Source organism: Paraburkholderia fungorum (assembly GCF_902833645.1).
Taxonomy (GTDB): domain Bacteria; phylum Pseudomonadota; class Gammaproteobacteria; order Burkholderiales; family Burkholderiaceae; genus Paraburkholderia; species Paraburkholderia fungorum.
Genome location: NZ_CADFGE010000001.1, coordinates 270,903 through 289,762, shown reverse-complemented (window position 1 = coordinate 289,762; position 18,860 = coordinate 270,903). Strand labels below are relative to the sequence as shown.

Annotated in this window: 14 protein-coding genes; 10 read left to right on the top strand and 4 right to left on the bottom strand. The window is 61.2% G+C overall.

Going from position 1 to position 18,860, the window contains the following annotated elements; translation table 11 throughout:
• Positions 1 to 68 precede the first annotated feature (68 nt).
• The 9 genes from fae to HWX91_RS01150 all read left to right on the top strand — a co-directional run bounded on the left by fae (position 69) and on the right by HWX91_RS01150 (position 12,329).
• Positions 69 to 593 (top strand): formaldehyde-activating enzyme, encoded by a 525-nt coding sequence (fae, locus tag HWX91_RS01190; protein WP_028196048.1) that lies wholly within the window; start codon positions 69 to 71, stop codon positions 591 to 593.
• A gap of 82 nt (positions 594 to 675) precedes the next feature.
• Positions 676 to 1,713: an aldo/keto reductase gene (locus HWX91_RS01185; protein WP_028196049.1), complete on the top strand. Its 1,038-nt coding sequence runs from the start codon at positions 676 to 678 to the stop codon at positions 1,711 to 1,713.
• Positions 1,710 to 3,149 (top strand): NAD-dependent succinate-semialdehyde dehydrogenase, encoded by a 1,440-nt coding sequence (locus HWX91_RS01180; protein ID WP_028196050.1) that lies wholly within the window; start codon positions 1,710 to 1,712, stop codon positions 3,147 to 3,149. Before HWX91_RS01185 ends, HWX91_RS01180 begins: the two co-directional genes overlap by 4 nt.
• Before the next feature lie 127 nt (positions 3,150 to 3,276).
• Positions 3,277 to 4,662 (top strand): MFS transporter, encoded by a 1,386-nt coding sequence (locus HWX91_RS01175; RefSeq protein WP_028196051.1) that lies wholly within the window; start codon positions 3,277 to 3,279, stop codon positions 4,660 to 4,662.
• A 369-nt stretch (positions 4,663 to 5,031) separates the two neighbouring features.
• Positions 5,032 to 5,595: a fimbrial protein gene (locus HWX91_RS01170; RefSeq protein ID WP_028196052.1), complete on the top strand. Its 564-nt coding sequence runs from the start codon at positions 5,032 to 5,034 to the stop codon at positions 5,593 to 5,595.
• Between the two features lie 82 nt (positions 5,596 to 5,677).
• A complete protein-coding gene (locus HWX91_RS01165; RefSeq protein WP_025496029.1) occupies positions 5,678 to 6,421 on the top strand; it encodes a fimbrial biogenesis chaperone in 744 nt (247 codons plus the stop codon).
• A gap of 134 nt (positions 6,422 to 6,555) precedes the next feature.
• Positions 6,556 to 9,288 (top strand): fimbria/pilus outer membrane usher protein, encoded by a 2,733-nt coding sequence (locus HWX91_RS01160; protein ID WP_042274751.1) that lies wholly within the window; start codon positions 6,556 to 6,558, stop codon positions 9,286 to 9,288.
• Positions 9,289 to 9,864: 576 nt separating this feature from the next.
• The gene (locus HWX91_RS01155; protein ID WP_162181288.1) at positions 9,865 to 10,407 is read left to right on the top strand and encodes a fimbrial protein; all 543 of its coding nucleotides are present in this window, start codon (positions 9,865 to 9,867) and stop codon (positions 10,405 to 10,407) included.
• 320 nt (positions 10,408 to 10,727) lie between these two features.
• Entirely contained in the window at positions 10,728 to 12,329 is a 1,602-nt protein-coding gene (locus HWX91_RS01150; protein ID WP_025496032.1) for a peptide chain release factor 3, read from the top strand.
• 87 nt (positions 12,330 to 12,416) lie between these two features.
• On the opposite strand, the gene HWX91_RS01145 is transcribed toward HWX91_RS01150, so the two are convergent.
• Together HWX91_RS01145 and HWX91_RS01140 are read right to left on the bottom strand one after the other, a co-directional pair.
• Complete coding sequence (locus HWX91_RS01145) at positions 12,417 to 13,580, bottom strand: fimbrial protein (protein ID WP_081833026.1); 1,164 nt, start codon at positions 13,578 to 13,580, stop codon at positions 12,417 to 12,419.
• A 142-nt stretch (positions 13,581 to 13,722) separates the two neighbouring features.
• Complete coding sequence (locus HWX91_RS01140) at positions 13,723 to 14,592, bottom strand: LysR family transcriptional regulator (protein ID WP_028196053.1); 870 nt, start codon at positions 14,590 to 14,592, stop codon at positions 13,723 to 13,725.
• A gap of 375 nt (positions 14,593 to 14,967) precedes the next feature.
• Here HWX91_RS01140 and HWX91_RS01135 point away from each other — a divergent pair, with 375 nt between their 5' ends.
• Positions 14,968 to 17,325, top strand: a complete 2,358-nt coding sequence (locus HWX91_RS01135; RefSeq protein ID WP_028196054.1) for a bifunctional acetate--CoA ligase family protein/GNAT family N-acetyltransferase — start codon at positions 14,968 to 14,970, stop codon at positions 17,323 to 17,325.
• A gap of 43 nt (positions 17,326 to 17,368) precedes the next feature.
• Here the strand turns inward: HWX91_RS01135 and HWX91_RS01130 are convergent, their stop codons facing one another.
• Together HWX91_RS01130 and HWX91_RS01125 are read right to left on the bottom strand one after the other, a co-directional pair.
• Positions 17,369 to 17,914, bottom strand: coding sequence for a hypothetical protein (locus tag HWX91_RS01130; protein WP_025496037.1), 546 nt, complete (start codon positions 17,912 to 17,914; stop codon positions 17,369 to 17,371).
• A 102-nt stretch (positions 17,915 to 18,016) separates the two neighbouring features.
• Complete coding sequence (locus HWX91_RS01125) at positions 18,017 to 18,805, bottom strand: IclR family transcriptional regulator (RefSeq protein ID WP_028196055.1); 789 nt, start codon at positions 18,803 to 18,805, stop codon at positions 18,017 to 18,019.
• Positions 18,806 to 18,860 lie beyond the last annotated feature (55 nt).

Below are 18,860 nucleotides of genomic sequence, written 5' to 3'. Positions count from 1 at the left end.
TCATCGATACATGGTCGCGAAGACCCGACAGCACAATGGGTCATCTCCTCACCCCCGACGGATAGACCATGAGCGTATCGACAGACAAGCAACTCTTTATCGGCGAAGGATTCGAAGGCCCAGGTGTCAACCTCGCGCACATCAACGTGCTCGTCGGCCCGCGCAACGGGCCTGCGGGTCAGGCTTTCGCCACCGCGTTGGCGACGCCTTCCGCGGGTCACGCGCCGTTCGTCGTGATCGCGAGACCCGGCGTGCCGACCAAGCCGCTCACGCTATACGTGAACAAGGCGCAGATCGGCAGCGACTTCCACGGCAATGCGACGTGGGGCGCCTCGCAAGCCGGTATTGCGAAGGCGGTGGCTGAATCCCTCGAGAACGGCACGCTGCCGCCCGAAGCGGAAAACGATTGGGTGGTGGTATCGGCGAACTGGGTTAATCCGGCCACGGACAATCTCGACGCCGTCTTCGACAACAACTACCGTGCGTGCAAAAACGCGATCCTCGCGGCGATGAAGGGCCTGCCGCATCGTGATGAAGTGTTCGCCGCCGCGCGCGACGTATCGAATCCGTTCTACACCCCCAAACAACGTTAATCACGCGCAACGCGGTTCGCGCGCCGTGAGTGCTGCGCGACCGCCTGCGCAACTGGATGCGATCAGCAAGGAGACAAGCACGATGGAATACATTCGCCTCGGCCAATCGGGTCTCAAAGTTTCGCGCCTGTGTCTCGGCACGATGAATATGGGCACGCCGCAATGGAAGCCGTGGATTTTCGACGAGGCGCAAAGCGAGCCGATCGTGCGCCACGCGCTCGAAGCCGGTGTCAACTTTATCGACCTCGCTGATTTCTATTCGACCGGTGTCGGTGAAGAAGTGGTGGGCCGGATTCTGAAGCGCATCGCACGCCGCGAGGAAATTGTCGTGACGACCAAGGTTGGCTACGACATGGGCACGTATCAGAACGCCGGCGGTCATTCGCGCAAACACATCATGGATGGTATCGACGCTTCGCTTACGCGGCTCGGCATGGATTACGTCGATATCTACATGCTGCATTTCTTCGACGTGAATACGCCGGTCGAAGAAACCATGGGGGCGTTGAACGATATCGTCCGCGCCGGCAAAGCCCGCTATATCGGCGTGTCGACGATGTACACGTGGCAGTTCGCCAAAATCATGCAGGTGTGCGAGCGCAACGGCTGGCACAAGCCGATCAATATGCAGTTGCAACTGAACCTCGCCTATCGCGAGGAAGAGCGCGAAATGATTCCGTACTGCCAGGATCAGGGCGTCGGCGTGTCGGTGTTCAGTCCGTTGGCGCGGGGCCTGCTGACCTGCGAGCCGAATTCGACGCGTAACCAGACCGACTTCTTCACTGCGCAAATGTATGGCGATGTGGCTTCGCGTGAGATTGCTGCTTCGGTGGCGCGGGTGGCCGCGCGGCGTGGCGTGTCCGCTGCGCAGATCGCGCAAGCCTGGGTGCTGAATCACGGCGGCGTGGCGAGCATGCTGGTGGGCGCGGATACGCCGGCCCAATTCGATAGCGCATTGGCCGCGTTGAGCACGAAGCTGTCCGACGACGAACTGTTCGAACTCGAGCGCAATTACACACCGTGCGATCTGATCAACGACTACACCGCCGGCAAACGCATCGCGCGTGAGCCACGGCTTGCGCAAGGCAGCTTCGTCGAAACTTTGGAGAAAGCGGCATGAATGAGTTTTTGCGGACTGGCCACTATATCGGTGGCGAATGGTACGAAAGTGCGACGCGGTATCCCGTCCTGAATCCGGCGACGGGTGAGGTCATCGCTCAAGTGGCCAAGGGCGGCGCTGCGGAAACCACCCAGGCCATTGCAGCGGCCGAGCGTGCGCTTCCTGCATGGCGGAAACTCACGGCGAAAGAGCGCGGTGCCCGCGTCAGGCGATGGGGTGAGTTGATGCTCGAACACCGCGAGGCACTGGCCGAACTGCTGACGCTCGAGCAAGGCAAGCCGCTCGCGGAGGCGCGCGGCGAAGTTGGCTACGCCGCGAGTTTCTTCGAATGGTTCGCGGAGGAGGCAAAGCGCAGTTACGGCGACGTGATTCCGAGTCCGAATCCCAACGCGAAAATCATCGTGACGCGCGAACCCGTGGGCGTGGTCGCGGCGATTACGCCGTGGAATTTCCCGCTCGCCATGATTACGCGCAAGGCCGGACCGGCACTCGCGGCGGGCTGCACTATGGTGCTCAAACCGTCCGAGGAGACGCCGTTGTCGGCGTTCGCGCTGGCGGTGCTCGCTGAGAAGGCTGGGATTCCGGCCGGGGTGTTCAACATCGTGTCCGGCGATGCGATCGAAATCGGCGGCGTGCTGACGGCGTCCGAGGTGGTGCGCAAATTGTCGTTCACCGGTTCGACACGCGTCGGCAAACTGCTGGCGAAGCAATCGGCCGATACGCTGAAGAAGCTGTCGCTGGAGTTGGGTGGCAACGCGCCGTTCATCGTATTCGACGATGCTGACCTCGACGCGGCCGTGCAAGGCGCGATGGCATCGAAATTCCGGAATACCGGGCAAACCTGTGTCTGCGTGAATCGCTTTTACGTGCAAGACGGCATTTACGACGCATTCACGCAGGCGTTGACCGCGGCGGTGCGCAAGATGCGCGTCGGCAATGCGTTACAGGGCGATGTCGAGCAAGGTCCGCTGATCAATCAGGCGGCGCTGCGCAAGGTGGAAGCGCACGTTGCCGACGCGCTGCAGAAAGGCGCGACGGTGCTGACCGGCGGCAAGCCGCATGAGCTCGGCGGCACGTTCTACGAACCGACGGTATTGGCGGACGCATCCGGCTCGATGCTGATCGCGTCGGAAGAAACCTTTGGGCCGGTCGCGGCGTGTTTCCGTTTCCACACCGAAGAAGAGGCGATCGCGGCTGCGAACGACACGCCGTTCGGCCTCTCCGCCTATTTCTACACACGTGATCTGGCGCGTGCATGGCGGGTCGGCGAGGCGTTGGAAAGCGGCATGGTCGGCATCAACGAAGGCATCTTATCGACCGAAGTTGCGCCGTTCGGCGGCGTCAAGCAATCGGGCCTCGGGCGGGAAGGGTCGAAGTACGGTCTCGACGAATACACCGAACTGAAGTACATGATGATGGGCGGCCTGCGCGGCTAGCCCCGACTCAGGTGCTCATGTGTCCGCCGCGCGTGGCGCAGCCTGTGCGACGGACATGCGCGGCCATTGCGGGTGAATGATGCCATGTCGCCCGCGTAATGGCCGTCAACATAACGAAGGAGACACTGTGAGTAATCAGGATTCCCAGGTGGCCGCCATCGGTCTCGTTGCCACCCCGCCGCGCGCCGCGATGCTCTCGGCGCACGCAGCTATTCCTCTCGACGACGTTCCGTTGAACGCGTTCCATATCAAGATCGCGGGTTTGACCTTTGGCGCGCATTTCACCGAAGGCTTTGCGCTGGGGACGATCGGCTATGCGCTCGCGTCGCTGAACCGGCAGATGCCGCTCGACGCTTTCTGGATGGGCATGATCGGCAGTTCCGCGCTAATGGGCATTTTTCTCGGCAGCCTTGTGTTTGGCTGGCTGTCGGATCGTCTCGGACGACAGAAAATCTTTCTGCTGAGCTTCCTGATCATCACCTTGGCGGCTTTCGCGCAGTTTTACGTACGCTCGCCTCTGGAGTTGTGTTTGCTGCGTGTGTTGATCGGTTTCGGGATGGGCGGCGACTTTGCCGTTGGACACGCGATCCTCGCTGAATTTTCGCCACGCAAGCATCGCGGCACCCTGCTGGGGTCATTCAGCGTGGTGTGGACGATTGGCTACGTAGCGGCCAACGTGCTGGGCATGCATTACGCGGATGCCTCTCCGGACGCATGGCGCTGGCTGCTCGCGTCGGCTGGCTTCCCGGCGTTGCTGGTACTGATTCTGCGCATGGGCACCCCGGAGTCGCCGCGCTGGCTGCACGGCAAGGGACGCGTCGAGGAAGCCAAGGCGATCGTGTTGAAGCATTTCGGTGCGAATGTAACGCTCGACGGCGCGCACGACGACCACGCGCAAATGCCTGGCGGCTTTATGCGTCTGTTCAAAAAGGACCTGATTCGCCGGACGATTTTCAATTGCGCGTTCTTTGTCTGCCTTGTGATTCCGTATTTCGCGATCTACACGTTTCTGCCGACCATCCTCAAGGCAATTCATTTGAATAATGACTCGGGCGCGGATTTCCTGCTGAACGGCTTTCTCGTGCTGGGCGCACTGATCGGCATCTGGTTGACGATCAAGTTGCCGCGACGCGTGTTTCTGATCGGCTCATTCGCGGTGACGTGTTTGTCACTGATTGCGTTGAGTGTGCTGCCGGAATCGGCGACGCTTGGCGTGATCGTGGCGTTTGCGTTGTTCACGCTCACGATGTCTGCATTCTCTAATCTGGTGGGCGTGTTTCCGCCGGAGTGCTTTCCGACCGAAGTGCGCGCATGTGGGGTCGGGCTGGCCATTGCATGCAGTCGGCTCGGATCCGCGGTCGGCACGTTCCTGCTGCCGCTCGGTATCGTGCAGCTTGGTTTTCACGCCACCATGATGGCGCTGGCATTTGTTTTGTTCGTCGGGATGATGGTGTCGATTGCATGGGCGCCGGAGACCAAGCATTTGACTTTGAATGAGGCAGCGCGCGGATAGCGCGGCACTGCATTACCCCGGTTCCAGGAGAGCCCGAAGCGTCTGAATGACGCTTCGGGCTTTTTTCATTCGTGCCCAGCGAATTGCACTGCTTCGCGCCGTCTCATAAATAGGAACGTGTCAGATAAACCCGAAAAGTTCGGAAGAACAATCTTAAAAATTAAGAATGCTCTGAGATACACCTGTAAGGCAAAACCCTAACATTCAATTACGCCCTGAACATGATTTCAATGGCGCGCAACTGAAGGACAGCCATGACTGGCGGTGCCAAAAGACATTGAAACGGCGAAGGCGAGCGACGAATGAGTGATGAGCACAGATTCGTCGTCGAATTTGACCACGACCTTTTAACCAAGTGGAGCAGTAACAATGAAAAAGTCTTTCCTCCCTACGCTCGTCGTCGCAGGCAGCCTGTTGGGTCTCGCATCGATTGGCGCTCACGCAGCTGACGGCACGATCACGATTACCGGCACGGTGTCGGATAGCACCTGCTCGGTCAACGGCGCAGCGGCCGGTACGGCTGCCGACAAGGCCATCGTACTGCCGACGGTTTCGGCCAACTCGCTGGCTGCTGCAGGTGCTGTGGGCGGCACGTCGAGCCCGACCGACCTGGCCTTCAGCCTGAGCGGCTGTACGGGTACCGCGACCAAGGCGGTTGCACGTTTTGAAAACGGTCCGAACGTCGATCAAACCTCCGGCTATCTGAACAACCAGGCGGCAGGCGGTGCAACCAACGTGCAAGTGCGTTTGCTGAACGCGAACATGCTGCCGATCAATATCACCACGGGCGCGAACAACGACCTCACCAACAACGGTGCGACGATCGCCAGCGGTAGCGCGGCGCTGAAGTACTTCGCTCAGTACTACTCGAAGGGCGGCGCCACCGCAGGTGCCGTGAACACGTCGGTGCAGTACACGATGCAGTACCAGTAATACGGCGAACGGAGGCGTTCGCATATGCGAGCGCCTCTTTTTTGCGGCTCTATTTCGAGATTGATTAAAAAAGGTGAATGACATGAAAGTGCTCGGTCGAATGGCGATAGGACTCGGTTTTGCCTGTGCGTTGCTGGCAGGCAGCGCAGACGCAAGCGTGACGATCGGCGGAACGCGTGTGGTGTATCCGCTCGACCAGCGCGAAGTGACAGTCAAGCTGGATAACGACAGCCGCGAGCCGTCGCTGGTCCAGGTGTGGATGGACGAAGGCAATGCCGATGCAAAGCCGGGCGATATTCACGTGCCTTTTGTCATCACGCCGCCGATTTTCCGGATGGACCCGCGGAAGTCGCAAACACTTCGCGTGATGTACAGCGGAGAAGCATTGCCGACGGATCGCGAATCGGTGTTCTGGCTCAACGTGCTGGACATTCCGCCGAAGGCGGCCAACAGCGGCGAACAGAACGTGCTGCAACTGGCATTCCGCACCCGTATCAAGGTTTTCGTGCGCCCGTCGAAGCTGCCGGGCAAGCCGGAAGAGGCACCCGCACAGTTGAGCTGGAAGGTCGTGCCGTCCGCGGATGGCAAGGGACAGGCGGTCAGCGTTTCGAATCCGACGGCGTATCACGTGTCGTTTAGCGAGATCGACGTCGTCAGCAGCGGCCACACGTTCAAGAACGAAACGGGCGGCATGGTTGCTCCGCATGCCACCGAGGTATTTCCAATCGCGAAGATGAATGCGGTTGGTGCAGGCTCGACTGTTCACTTCACCGCGATTAGCGACTACGGCGGCGCGATGCCGGGCGAGGCGCAACTCGGTCAGTAAGACGAAGGCCTGACGCGAGGCGGCACCCAGCCGCCGCTTTTTCCCAACAGGTTTCACAGACAGCGCAAGTTGCTCCGGCAACTGGCAAGGGGCGACTCACGCCTGCTGTTTGCCAAATTGAAGTCAATCGAATCATGAAACTCTCACCTCACCATCAGTCACATGTTCGCGCCGGCTCCCAGCATGGCCCGTTTGGGCTGAACCCGGTCACGGCCGTCGTTTTGATGGCTTTCGGGGTGGTGGGAGCGTTTCAATCGGTAACTGCGAAGGCAGCCGAACCGGACCAACCCAGCACGGGTGTCATGTTCGACACGACGTTCCTGAGAACCGATGCGTCCCAACCCGTCGACGTCGCGCGCTTCGCGCATGGCAACAATGTATCGCCGGGCGTTTACATGGTCGACGTGTGGCTCAACGGCACGCGCGTGGCGCGCGAGGAAGTGCGCTTTGTAGCGCAGCCCAATGGCGATGGCGCGCGCGCGTGTCTCAGCCGCAAGCTGCTGCGCAACCTCGGCGTGGACTTCGCGAAGGTCGCGGCGGATACCGGTGCAAAGACTGGCGACGCCGCCGACGTTCATGAAGGCAAGAGCGACGGCGAATCAAAGCGCGAAGCCGACTCGACCGCTACCATCGGTTCAGACGCCGCCAGCGAAAATGAATGCGTCGATCTGACTGCCGTTGTGCCCGAATCGTCGCTCGACTTCGATTTCTCGGAGCAGAAGCTGACGCTCTCGGTGCCGCAAAAGTACATGAGCAATGCGGCGCGGGGCTATGTGCCGCCGGAAATGTGGCAGCAAGGCGTCAATGCCGGTTTTGTTAGCTACAACGCGAATACTTATCGTACGGATGGATCGGGCGCACATTCGACACAGAGCTATCTGGGCCTGAACGCGGGCGTGAATATCGGCACCTGGCATCTACGCCATCAGTCGTCGTTGTCCGCAGGAACGGGGCAGGGCACGCAATTTGACAACATCGCGACCTACCTGCAGCACGACGTGACGAAGCTGCGTTCGCAGGTCACGCTGGGTGACAGCAATACGACCGGCGACGTGTTCGACAGCGTCGCGTTCCGCGGCGCGCAGATTGCCACAGACGACCGTATGTTGCCCGAATCGCTGCGCGGCTATGCGCCGGTGGTGAGAGGCGTGGCGGAGTCGAACGCTCGTGTGACCGTGCGTCAGAATGGACAAGTGATCTACGAAACCAGCGTTTCGCCTGGTCCGTTCGAGATCAAGGATCTGTACGCGACCGGTTACGGCGGTAACCTCGACGTGACCGTGACCGAGGCGGACGGCCGTACCAAGAGTTTCAGCGTGCCGTACGCGTCGGTTGCACAGTCGCTGCGTGCGGGCACCACGCGTTTCTCGGTGACGGCCGGCCAGCTGCGCAATCAGTTTCTCGAGACGAAGCCGAACTTTGCGCAGTTCACGTTGCAACGTGGCCTCACGAACCTCGTTACCGTCTATGGCGGCGGTATCGCGGCGAACGGCTATATGGCGGGCAATGCGGGCGCGGCACTCAACACGAAGTTCGGCGCATTTTCGGCCGACATAACCGGCGCGCAGACTCAGGTGCCGCAGCAAGGTTCGCAGCAGGGTACGAGTCTGCGCATCGGTTACAGCAAGTTTATTGACCCGACCAACACCAACATTGCGGTCGCCGCGTACCGTTTTTCGACTTCCGGTTACCTGAACCTCGCTGACGCTGCGTCGGTGCGCGACCTGGCTTCGCATGGCGGCGATATCAACACGGTGTTTCGTGAACGCAATCGCCTGCAACTCACGGTCAACCAGAATTTCAAGGACAAGGGCACGGTGTTCCTGTCTGCGTCGTCGCGTCAATACTGGAACCGCAACGGCAACGACACGTTCTATCAAGCCGGCTATACGAACAGTTTCAAGTACGGCACGTACAGCATCACGGCGGGACGTACACGCTCGTCGAACGGCGCACTGTCGAACGAGTATTTCGTCAGCACGACGATTCCGCTGGGCCATAGCCAGCATGCGCCATTGCTGTCGACCAATCTGTCGAACAGCTCGGGTGGCAGCACCAACATGCAAGCGAACCTGAGCGGTTCGCTGGGCGACAACAACGAGTACTCGTACAACGCGTACGGCACGTATGGCCGTAGCGGTGGCAGCAACACCGGTAACGCCGGCGTGAGTGCCGTCTACCGTGCGCCGTATGCGCAGATCACGGGTTCTGCGAGCACCGGTTCGGGTTCGAGCCAGGTTTCGGCTGGCGTGAGCGGCACCGTGGTCGCGCATCCGGGCGGCGTGACCTTGTCGCAGACGGTGGGCGATACGTTCGGTATCGTGTCCGCACCGGGCGCGGCCGGCGCGGCTGTTTCGAGCGCAGCGGGCGTGAAGCTCGACAGCCGCGGCTATGCGGTCGTGCCGTACCTGACGCCGTATGCGGTAAATACCGTCGACATCGACCCGAAGGGCACCTCGACGGACGTCGAATTCGAATCGACCTCGGAGCAAGCCGTGCCGCGACTGGGTTCGGTGGTGATGCTGAAGTACAAGACCGTGAACGGCCGCGCGGCGCTGGTTCGTGCGCCGATGCTGGGCGGCAAGGCGTTGCCGTTTGGCGCTGACGTCACCGACGACGCCGGTCACACCGTGGGTGTGGTCGCACAGGACAGCCGGATTTTCGCGCGTGGTCTGCAGGATCAAGGAGCGTTGTTTGTGAAGTGGGGCGCAGCGGCGTCGGAGCAGTGCCGGATTGATTATGTGTTGCCGAAGTCGAGTGGTAAGGCGGGGGCGGCTTATATGTCGGTGGAAGGGCATTGTGTGGGTGGGACGGATGGAACCAAACATCTCGAAGCGGGAACGCAGCAAGTTGGCGTCGCCTACTAATAACTGGAAGATTCATCGAAAACCATGCATTTCAAACCTTGTCCGGATGTCGTACACCTGCTGCGTGCCGGGTTTTCACAGGCACGCACCTATTGGTCTAGATTGCTTCGATCGAAACGGACGCTCGGCCTGTTGACGGCATTACTGGTGATGCAATGCGCTGCTACTTGCGCACACGCAGTGACATGCGGCGCCTATAGCAGCAGTGGGAACGTGGTTAATGCGGGGCGTCTTTCGATCGCAGCGTCAGCCTCGCCAGGCACCACGGCGGCAACCATCAGTCCCTCGCCGCTCGCTTACGCTACCAACCAATGTACCGGTAGCGTTGGGGAAGGCTTTACAAGCTACGTTAACACCGCTGCACCACTTGTGCGAGGATACAACGACGTGTATGAGACGAACATATCGGGGCTGGGGGTTCGATACCGAATAAGTGCGCGATGTACTAGCGTCGCGGTTTGGTCGACGCTGGTAAACAACGCAGCGCAGCAGGCGTGCGCGCTATCCGGCGGTAATAACATCGGTGGATGGGACGTCCGGGCGATTCTGGTGGTGACCGGGCCGATTGCAGCCGGCGTGTCCACGCTAACGACGGTGCCAGCGCTAACGATTGGTTGGAGTCCGGTCGGTGGCGCGGAACAAGGCATGGTCAATTTTCTGAGTGGGGGCGCGACGGGCACCATTGTTGCGCCTTCCTGTACGGTGAATGCTTCGTCGGTCGCGGTTTCCATGCCCACTGCGATGGTCAGCGGATTTGCGGCGGGTGTCGGTGCTACGGCCGGTGGACAGGCTTTTTCGCTGAGCTTTAGTTGCGCACCGGGTGCCAAGGTCTATATGACGCTGACCGACAGTGTCAATGTTGCCAATCGGACCAACACCTTGACCCTCAGCAGCGACTCCTCCGCGCGTGGTGTAGGTATCCAGGTTCTGGACGCAACGGGCGCGCCAGTTACCTTTGGTGCGGACTCCGATGCGGCCGCCAACCCGGGACAATGGCTGATTGGCACTTCGCCTAGCGGTACGCTACAGGTGCCGCTGACTGCGCGTTACATTCGCACTGGCGCGGTTGTACCCGGTTCGGTAAAGGGCCTGGCCACGTTCACGATGTCGTATCAGTAGCCGTGGCCACAAAATTGTCGCGAGTCTCGCGCATACCCGTGAACGCTTTTTGTCAGGCCATTTGATTCGGCCCTAAAAGACCGTTTCCATACCTCTGGCGCCATGACGTGTATCATTCGCACCTTGCGCTGTTCTGCGCTGGCGACTCCCGTTTTGTCGAACGCTCGTTCATGACCTGTTTCTGACCCGGTCGAGTTACCTTGTGACGCGGGTCCCTGACCCAGTTCCCGCAGTTCGACGCCACCGCGCCAAGCGTGGCAGACCGGTAGCCCCAGGCTACCGGGAAGCGCCCGAACCCCTATCCGTGACCGCCAGACCCGATGTCAGTCTCCGAACTCAAACGCCGCCGCACGTTCGCGGTCATTTCCCACCCGGACGCGGGTAAAACCACGCTTACGGAAAAGCTGCTGCTTTTCTCGGGCGCGATTCAGATCGCCGGTACCGTGAAGGGCCGCAAGAGCAACCGCTACGCGACGTCCGACTGGATGGAGATCGAAAAGCAGCGCGGCATTTCCGTCGCCAGTTCGGTGATGCAGTTCGAGTACGGCGATGCCGTCATCAACCTGCTCGACACCCCGGGTCACGAAGACTTCTCCGAAGATACCTACCGCGTGCTGACGGCAGTTGACGCCGCCGTGATGGTGATCGACGGCGCCAACGGCGTCGAAGCGCAGACGCTGAAACTGCTCGAAGTCTGCCGTAGCCGCAAGACGCCGATCGTCACCTTCATCAATAAGCTCGATCGCGAAGTGCGCGAGCCGCTCGAACTGCTCGACGAGATCGAACAGCATCTGGGCGTCGCCGCCGTGCCGTTCACGTGGCCGATCGGTATGGGTAAAGACTTCCAGGGCGTCTACGACATCCAGCGCGACCAGGTGCGCCTGTTCCGCGCCGGGCAGGATAAAGCAGGCGGCGAAGTCGAAACGCTGCACGCGCTCAGCGACGAAGAAGGCGAACGGCGCTTCGGTCATGCCTGGGTGAAGGCCAAAGAAGAGATCGACCTGATTACCGGGGCGTCGCCTGATTTCGATCGCGAGCAGTTTCTATCGGGTCAGCAATCGCCGGTGCTGTTCGGCTCGGCAATCAATAACTTCGGCGTGAAGGAAATTCTCGACGCGCTGGTCGATCTGGCGCCGCCGCCATCGATGCGTATGACGGTGCAGCGTCCGGTGATGCCGGACGAGCCGAAGTTCACCGGCGTCGTCTTCAAGGTGCAGGCGAACATGGACCTGGCACACCGCGACCGCGTCGCGTTCATCCGCGTGTGTTCGGGGCATTTCGAACGCGGCATGGCGGTGAAGGTCACGCGCACGAACAAGACCTTCCGCGCCAACAACGTGGTGACGTTCCTGTCGCAGCGCCGTGAGACGGTGAGTGAGGCATATCCGGGCGACATCATCGGTATCCCGAATCACGGCACGCTGAGTCTCGGCGATACGCTGACTGAAGGTGAGCAACTGCAATTCGTTGGCTTGCCGTTTTTTGCGCCGGAAATTTTCCAGACTGTTGAAGTGGTCGATCCGATGCGCGCCAAGCAACTCGGCGAGGCGCTGAAGCAACTCGGTGAGGAAGGTGCTATTCAGGTGTTCCGGCCGGAAGTAGGCGGCTTGATGATTCTCGGTGCGGTTGGGCAGCTTCAGTTCGAAGTGGTGTCGCACCGGTTGTCGACGGAATACAAAGTCGACGTGCGGATGGCGCCTGCGCGTTACCGGATGTCGCGTTGGGTGACTTGCGACGATGCGGCGGAATTGCGCCGTTTCACCGATTCGTATGCCGCGCGGATTGCTTTGGATGCATCGGATGCGCCGACGTATCTGGCGTCGCATGTGTCGGAGATCGAGGTCGCACAGAAGGCGTGGCCGAAGATTGTGTTCAACGAATTGCGCGAACATTCGGGCGCGCCATTCAAGAAGGCGATGTAGGCAGGATATGTCCGCGCTTTCACGCGGACGCTGATAGATCATGCAAGGCCCCGTCGAGTGACGGGGCCTATTTCGTTTACGCCTGTTTCACTGATACGACATGGTGAATGTCGCCGTACCTTTAACAATGCCTGGAACCAATGTTCCCGGCGTCCGGATGTACTGGACGGTCAGTGGTACGTTCATGGCGCCGCCCGCAGCGGTACCGGCTGACCATTGATTGACGTTGGCCGCATTGGACGAGTCGGGCCCGTATGCAACTGGTGTCGATCCGTTCAGGATTTGCATGCCGACGCCAGTCGCCGATGAGCCTGGCGCAAGCCCCAGCGTGGTCGAACGGTTGGACACGTCTGATGCGTCAGTTAAGGTCACCTTGACATTGGTTCCTTGTGAGCAACTGAGACCGATTTTCATCGGCGTCGCTCCTGAGGTCGCACCTGTGGTGCTCAAGTCCTTGGCGAAGACTTTCGGTAAGGTTACGTCAACCGAGGAAGTGGTCACGGTACAGGAACGCACGGTGACGGTTCCGTTTACCGCAATACCTGAAAGCGACAATTGATTTATACCGTCCGTCATTGTGAACCAAGAGGCAGCGCTATAAGACAGGGCATTACCACTGCTGACGTTGATCGGACCGGTTGCCACCAGGTCGATGCGCATTTGGAGATAGCCCGTTCCGTATGCACCAGCGCTCGGAAGCGTATAACTCCATGACACCGGCGCCAGGGTAGCCGTAGTCGGTGTGTTGTAGTAGGTCGTACTGGACCATACGTAGACGCGCACGCCGATGCCGGGAATATTCGTTGGATATATGCCGGCATTTCCGCTCCCCGACATGACGATAGACGAGGTTTGCGTGCGGCTGATATCGCAGTTAGCAGCTTGGTGCGCAATGAGCGTGTCATACGGGGCCGTCTTCGTGGCAAGGACGGTGCCAACAGCCACATTTGCAGGCACGGCGATGCTGCCCATGGCAATGTTGGCTGACGCGTAGCTGCTGCCTTGGAAAGAACAGGCCGCGCTGGCTGAGAGGCTCGTACCGATGCCCAGCAGACATGTGGCCATTGCCACGATGTACCGTGCCCGTCGCCGAGGGTTCAAGCTTGTTTTCGCGGGAAAGATACTGAAAAGCGTATTCATAATGGAATCACTTTGGATTGAGTCTTGCTGAAAGGCAATGCGCTGGATGTCGTGTGTGTGAAGTGCCTTAGTTGCTTCTTTCGGCACATAACCGCTCTGCTCTTCAAGCAAATTGAGAACGGTGACTGGGATTAAAAATTCCCTGGCCCGATCAGGTAATTCCGATATTGAACCGGCGACATCTCAATAAACATCGGAATATTCTCAATTTGTAGGAATATTCCGATCCTATCGTCCCGAAACCCAAGACGCCTCACCCCGTCTTCAAAACCTCTTCCCGCATCCACGCCGCAAACGCCTGCACATACTCCAACCCGGCATGCTCTTGCGCCACGTCGAGCCAATACCCAAACGGCCCCGTCACCTCGATATCGGAAAACTGCGCGAGACTTCCATCGGCCAGTTCTTCGACGATCGTGTTGCGATCGACGATCGCCAGCCCCGCGCCTTTGCGCGCGGCGCGAATCGCCTGCTCCAGCGTTGAAAACTCGATGCCGTTATCCGCGTAACGCGCGGGCATGCCGGCCTTCGCGAGCCAGTTGGGCCACAACTCGAGTCGCGTATCGTTATGCAGGACATGAAGCGCCGGCATGTGTTCGAGCAGGATGTCGAGCGGTTGACCGAGCAAGCTTGGTGCACCGACCAGTACGTGGCGCTCGATCATCAACAGTTCGGAATGCGTATCGGGGAGCGCGTCGCGTCCGAAGCGGATGTTGCAATGGCAGTCCGAGGTGGGCGCGGTGCGTACAGAAAGTTCGACGTCAGGCATTTCGTCCGCCAGCGATCCAAGCCGCGGCGAGAACCACTGCGTCGCAAATGTGGGCGGGACCGCCAGCACGAGGCGGCGTTTGCCTTTCGCTGCGGTGATCTGACGGAAACCGCGCTCGATCGTATCGAAGGCGTCGGAAAGGCAGGGCAGCAGTTGCAGGCCCGTCGGCGTCAGACGAATACCTTTGTGATCGCGCTCAAACAGTTTTTCGCCCAGCGATTCCTCGAGCAGCTTGATCTGCCGGCTCACCGCGCCTTGTGTCACGCAAAGGGCAACCGCCGCGCGATTGAAACTCATGTGACGCGCCGTTTCTTCAAAGAAGCGCAACGCGATCAGCGATGGCAAGCGCCGCATAACTCACCTTCTATTTCTTGTGGTCATCCGCGCAAACGCCGTGGATTCAGAGGCAAATCTCAGACCCAGGCGTGGGCGGAATCAGGTTGTGCTGCATCGCCGGCGGCGCGTTGTCTCCGACGCGCTGCCTAGTTCACCGCGTCACGGTGAACCGGCGATTTTCAAGGCAAGCCGCTTTCATAGCGGCCTCAGAATTGTCGCATCGAAGGTCGCCGCTTTGCCTAATCGCGATAAAAAACTCCAATGTAGGTTGATGCTGGTCGGATAGAGGGGGCCGCGTCGTCAAGAAGCCTCCGCGCAAAGGTCCGACTTCGCCTATCCTGACGAAGACGCGCGCCGTCCCGTCGGCGCCCAATGCCAATCAGCGGAGCACCCGTGACTGTTCGCAATCTCGACGCCTTGTTCCGACCCAAATCCGTTGCCGTGATCGGTGCCTCCGAGCGGCCGGGCAGCACTGGCGCGATGGTGTGGTCGCGCGTGCTCGAAGGAGGCTTCGACGGCCCACTCTGGCCCGTCAATCCGAAGTACGAGATGCTCGGCGGTCATCGCGTGATTGACGACGTCGGCGATCTACCGGAGGCGCCCACCGTTGCGGTGATCTGCACGCCGCCGGATACGTGGCCTGGCATCGTTCATAAGCTCGGCGGGATGGGCACGCGCGCGGCGATCATCGTCGGCGAAGCGCGGGGTGACGGCGATCGCCTGCAGCTCCGGCATGCGCTCTCGGCGGCGCGGCCGCATCTGCTGCGGATCGTCGGGCCGGGCAGCCTCGGCGTGGTGTCGCCGGCGCTGCGCGCGCATCTCGGCGCGCCGTCGTGCACGGTGAAGGCGGGTGGGGTCGCGTGGGTCTCGCAGTCGAATGCGCTGACCAATGCTGTGCTCGGCTGGGCGCATGCGCGCGGCCTCGGGTTCTCGCACGCGGTGGCGCTGGGTGGCGAAGCCGACGTGGATGCCGGCGATGTCCTCGACTACCTCGCGAGCGATCCCGGCACGCGCGCCATCCTGCTCGAACTGGATACGGTGCGCGCGGCGCGCAAGTTCATGTCGGCTGCACGGGCGGCAGCGCGCAACAAGCCGGTGCTGGCGTTGCGCTCGGGCCGTGCCGATCCTGCCGACGGGCTCTACACCGCCGCCTTTCGCCGCGCGGGCATGGTGCGGGTGGACTCGCTCGACGATCTGCTCGACGAAATCGAAACGTTGGGCGTCGGCCGCGTCGCGGCGGGCGCCACGGCCACGCTGATCACCAGCGATAGCGGCCTTGCCACGCTCGCCTGCGACGCCTTTGCCGCAGCCGGCGATACGCTCGCACCGTGGCCCGCTGAAGCCGACGCGGCGTTAACCGAGGCGTTGCCATACGCGGTGGCGGGCAACCCGCTGCAACTCGGCGACGACGCCCGTCCGGAGCACTTCGGCACGGCGCTCAGACTGCTCGCCGAGCATCGCAGCAGCGGCACGGCATTCGTGGTGCACGCGTCGACGCATGGCGCACCGGTCGGCGAGGTTGCGCAGGCGTTGATCGAGAACCAGCGTTTCGCGTATCGCGGGCTGCTGGCGTGCTTTTTCGGCGGCGTAGATGCGGCGACGCGCGACGCGCTGCATGCACAGGGAATTCCGGTCCACACGACACCGCAACGGCTCGCTCGCGCCTTCGCGCGTCTGGTCGACTACCGGATGGGCCGCGAATTGCTGATGCAAACGCCGGAGGGTTTGCCGGCACAAATTCCCGAGGCGATCGACGCCGCTCAGGCGCAAGCACGCGCCGCACTCGCCGCGGGTGAGCACCAACTAACCGGCGAAGCGGCGGCGCGCCTTCTTGGGCGTTTTGGACTGCGGGTCGAGGCGCAGGCCGCCAAACCGGTCGTCGACATCGCCGTCGAGCTTCATGACGACGACAACTTCGGCCCGGTCTTCCGCTTCACCGCGCCATCGGTGGATGGTGTGTCGGAGCCGATGAGCGTCTACGGTCTGCCACCGTTCAATCCGATGCTGGCGCGCGATATGGTCACGCACTCCCGCTACGCGCGCCTGATCGATCCCGAGCCGGCACTGAGCGCCTTGACGGCGCTTTCGCAAGCGGTCTGCGACGTCAAGGAGATCGTCGGCCTCACGCTGACGCTGCGGGTCTTCAAGGACTACGTGGTGGTCGTCGAGCCGACCCTGAGTCTCGCGCCGAAGCGCAGCCGGCTCGCGATCGTGCCCTATCCGCGCCGCTTCGAAGAGACGCTCGATTGGCAAGGCATGCGGGTAACGGTGCGGCCGATCCGCCCGGAAGACGAAGCGGCGCATCGCGATTTCGTGGAAGCGATGACGCCCGAAGATTTACGCCTGCGGTTTTTCGGGGCGGTCGGCAGTTTCGACCATTCGCAACTCGCCCGCATGACGCAGATCGACTACGACCGCGAAATGGCGCTGATTGCCACAGTGACGAACGAAGACGGTTCGACGCGCACGCTTGGCGTCGTGCGTGCCGTAGCCGATCCCGACAACGAGACAGCGGAATTCGCCGTTGCGGTGCGCTCCGACCAAAAGGGGCGGCACCTCGGGCAATTGCTGATGGATCGGATCATCAAATACGCGCGGGCGCGCGGCACGCATTGGCTGGTCGGCGAGGCGTTGCGGGAGAATACGCCGATGATCGCGCTGGCCAGAGCGTGTGGCTTCACCATCACGCCGACAGAGGATCCGGGCGTGGTCGGCTTCAGGATGGCGCTGGATGAACCCGCGCAGGGCTGAACGGCGGCTCGGTGCCGCGTTCAGCCCCCGTGGGTAACGAACTTCAAGCCGGCAGCTTCGCCGCGGCTTCGTCCACCTGCGTGCGGGTTACCGACAACTCTTCGAGCAACGCGTCGGCGTAAACCGCGCCGGTTTCGCGTTCCAGACGCGCGATCGTCGCCGCGCAACGGTTCGTGTCCTTCAGCGTCGCGATGAACGACTTCACCGACTCGCCCGCCTTGAAGGCGTCGAACAGCGGAATGCGAATGTCGTCCGGCAGCGGACGCGCGGTCCATTGATAAGGCTTGCCGTTATAGGTAAACGACGGCGGCAGCACGCGCTCTTTCTTTGCAGCCGGAATCAGGCCGAAAGTACGCGCGGCTTCGCCGATCTGTTCGGCCGAAAACAGCTCGTCCGGGCTGATGTCGAATTGCTGGATGAAAGTCTCGATGCTTTGCATCGCCGCGGCACGATCGTCGCGGCGTTTTTGCGCGTGAGCGACGATGTCGCGCAGTTCGTCGGCTTCTTCAGGCGTGATCGTGAAGCTCGACTGCTTCTGCTGAAGTTCGGAAAAACGCTGGAATTCGGAATCGGTCAGAAGTTTCGCCATTGCTTGATCGAGGGCGCGCATGAGGGGACCCATGCGGCGTCATTTTTGAGAGGGTCGCCATTCTAAACCATGTGCGCAAGCGGACGATTTTGCGGCGGCTCGCTAGAGTGCTTCTTCCCGAAACATCGATAACGCCTGCACGGTCTCGCGCAGCAAGGCCGTGGCCGCTTCCAGTGTGGGTGCGACGTATTCGTCGATGCGCCGCAAGTACGGACAGGTCAGCGCCGCGATGGCCTGGCCGGACGGCCCCTGGACCGGAAATGTGACGTCGGTCACGCCGAACGTCTGCTGGCTGTCCTTCTGCGAAAAACCCGCCGCGCGAATCCGCTCGCAGGCCAGTTCCAGCGCATCGCGATCGATCGTGACTTCGCCCTTCACCTTGGTGTGCTCGGCCAGCATCTGCGCGCGCTGCTCAATGCTTTGAAACGCAAGCATCACGCGGCCCGAGCCTGTGTCGATCAGGCCGACCCGCGAACCGAGCCGCACCGACATGCCCCACGTGCCCGGTCCGTCCACCTGCGCGATCACCAGCAGATTGCCGCGGTCGTAGACCGCCAGATGACAGGATTGCTCGGCGGCATCGGCAAAGCGCTGCATCAGCGGCAGCGCTTCGGAAATTAGCCGATTCATCGGCGGATGACGATGCGCGAGCGCATACAGCTTCAGGCTCAACGAATAACGGTCGCCGCCCGCCGAGCGCACCACGTATTGCCGCGCGACCAGCCGCTCGAGCATCCGGTACATCTCGCTCGCGTTGCGTCCCAGCAGCTTGGTGATTTCGGCGCGCGTCAGTCCCTCTTTCTGCTCGGCGAGCAGTTCGAGAATGTCGAGACCCTTGTCCAGCGCGGGGGCGCGGTAACGCTCGGCATCGTCTTTGTCTTCTGCGTCCATGGTGGGCGAGGTTCCGTGAGGTGCTCTCATTATCTGGCGCGTGAGTGTAAGTGCG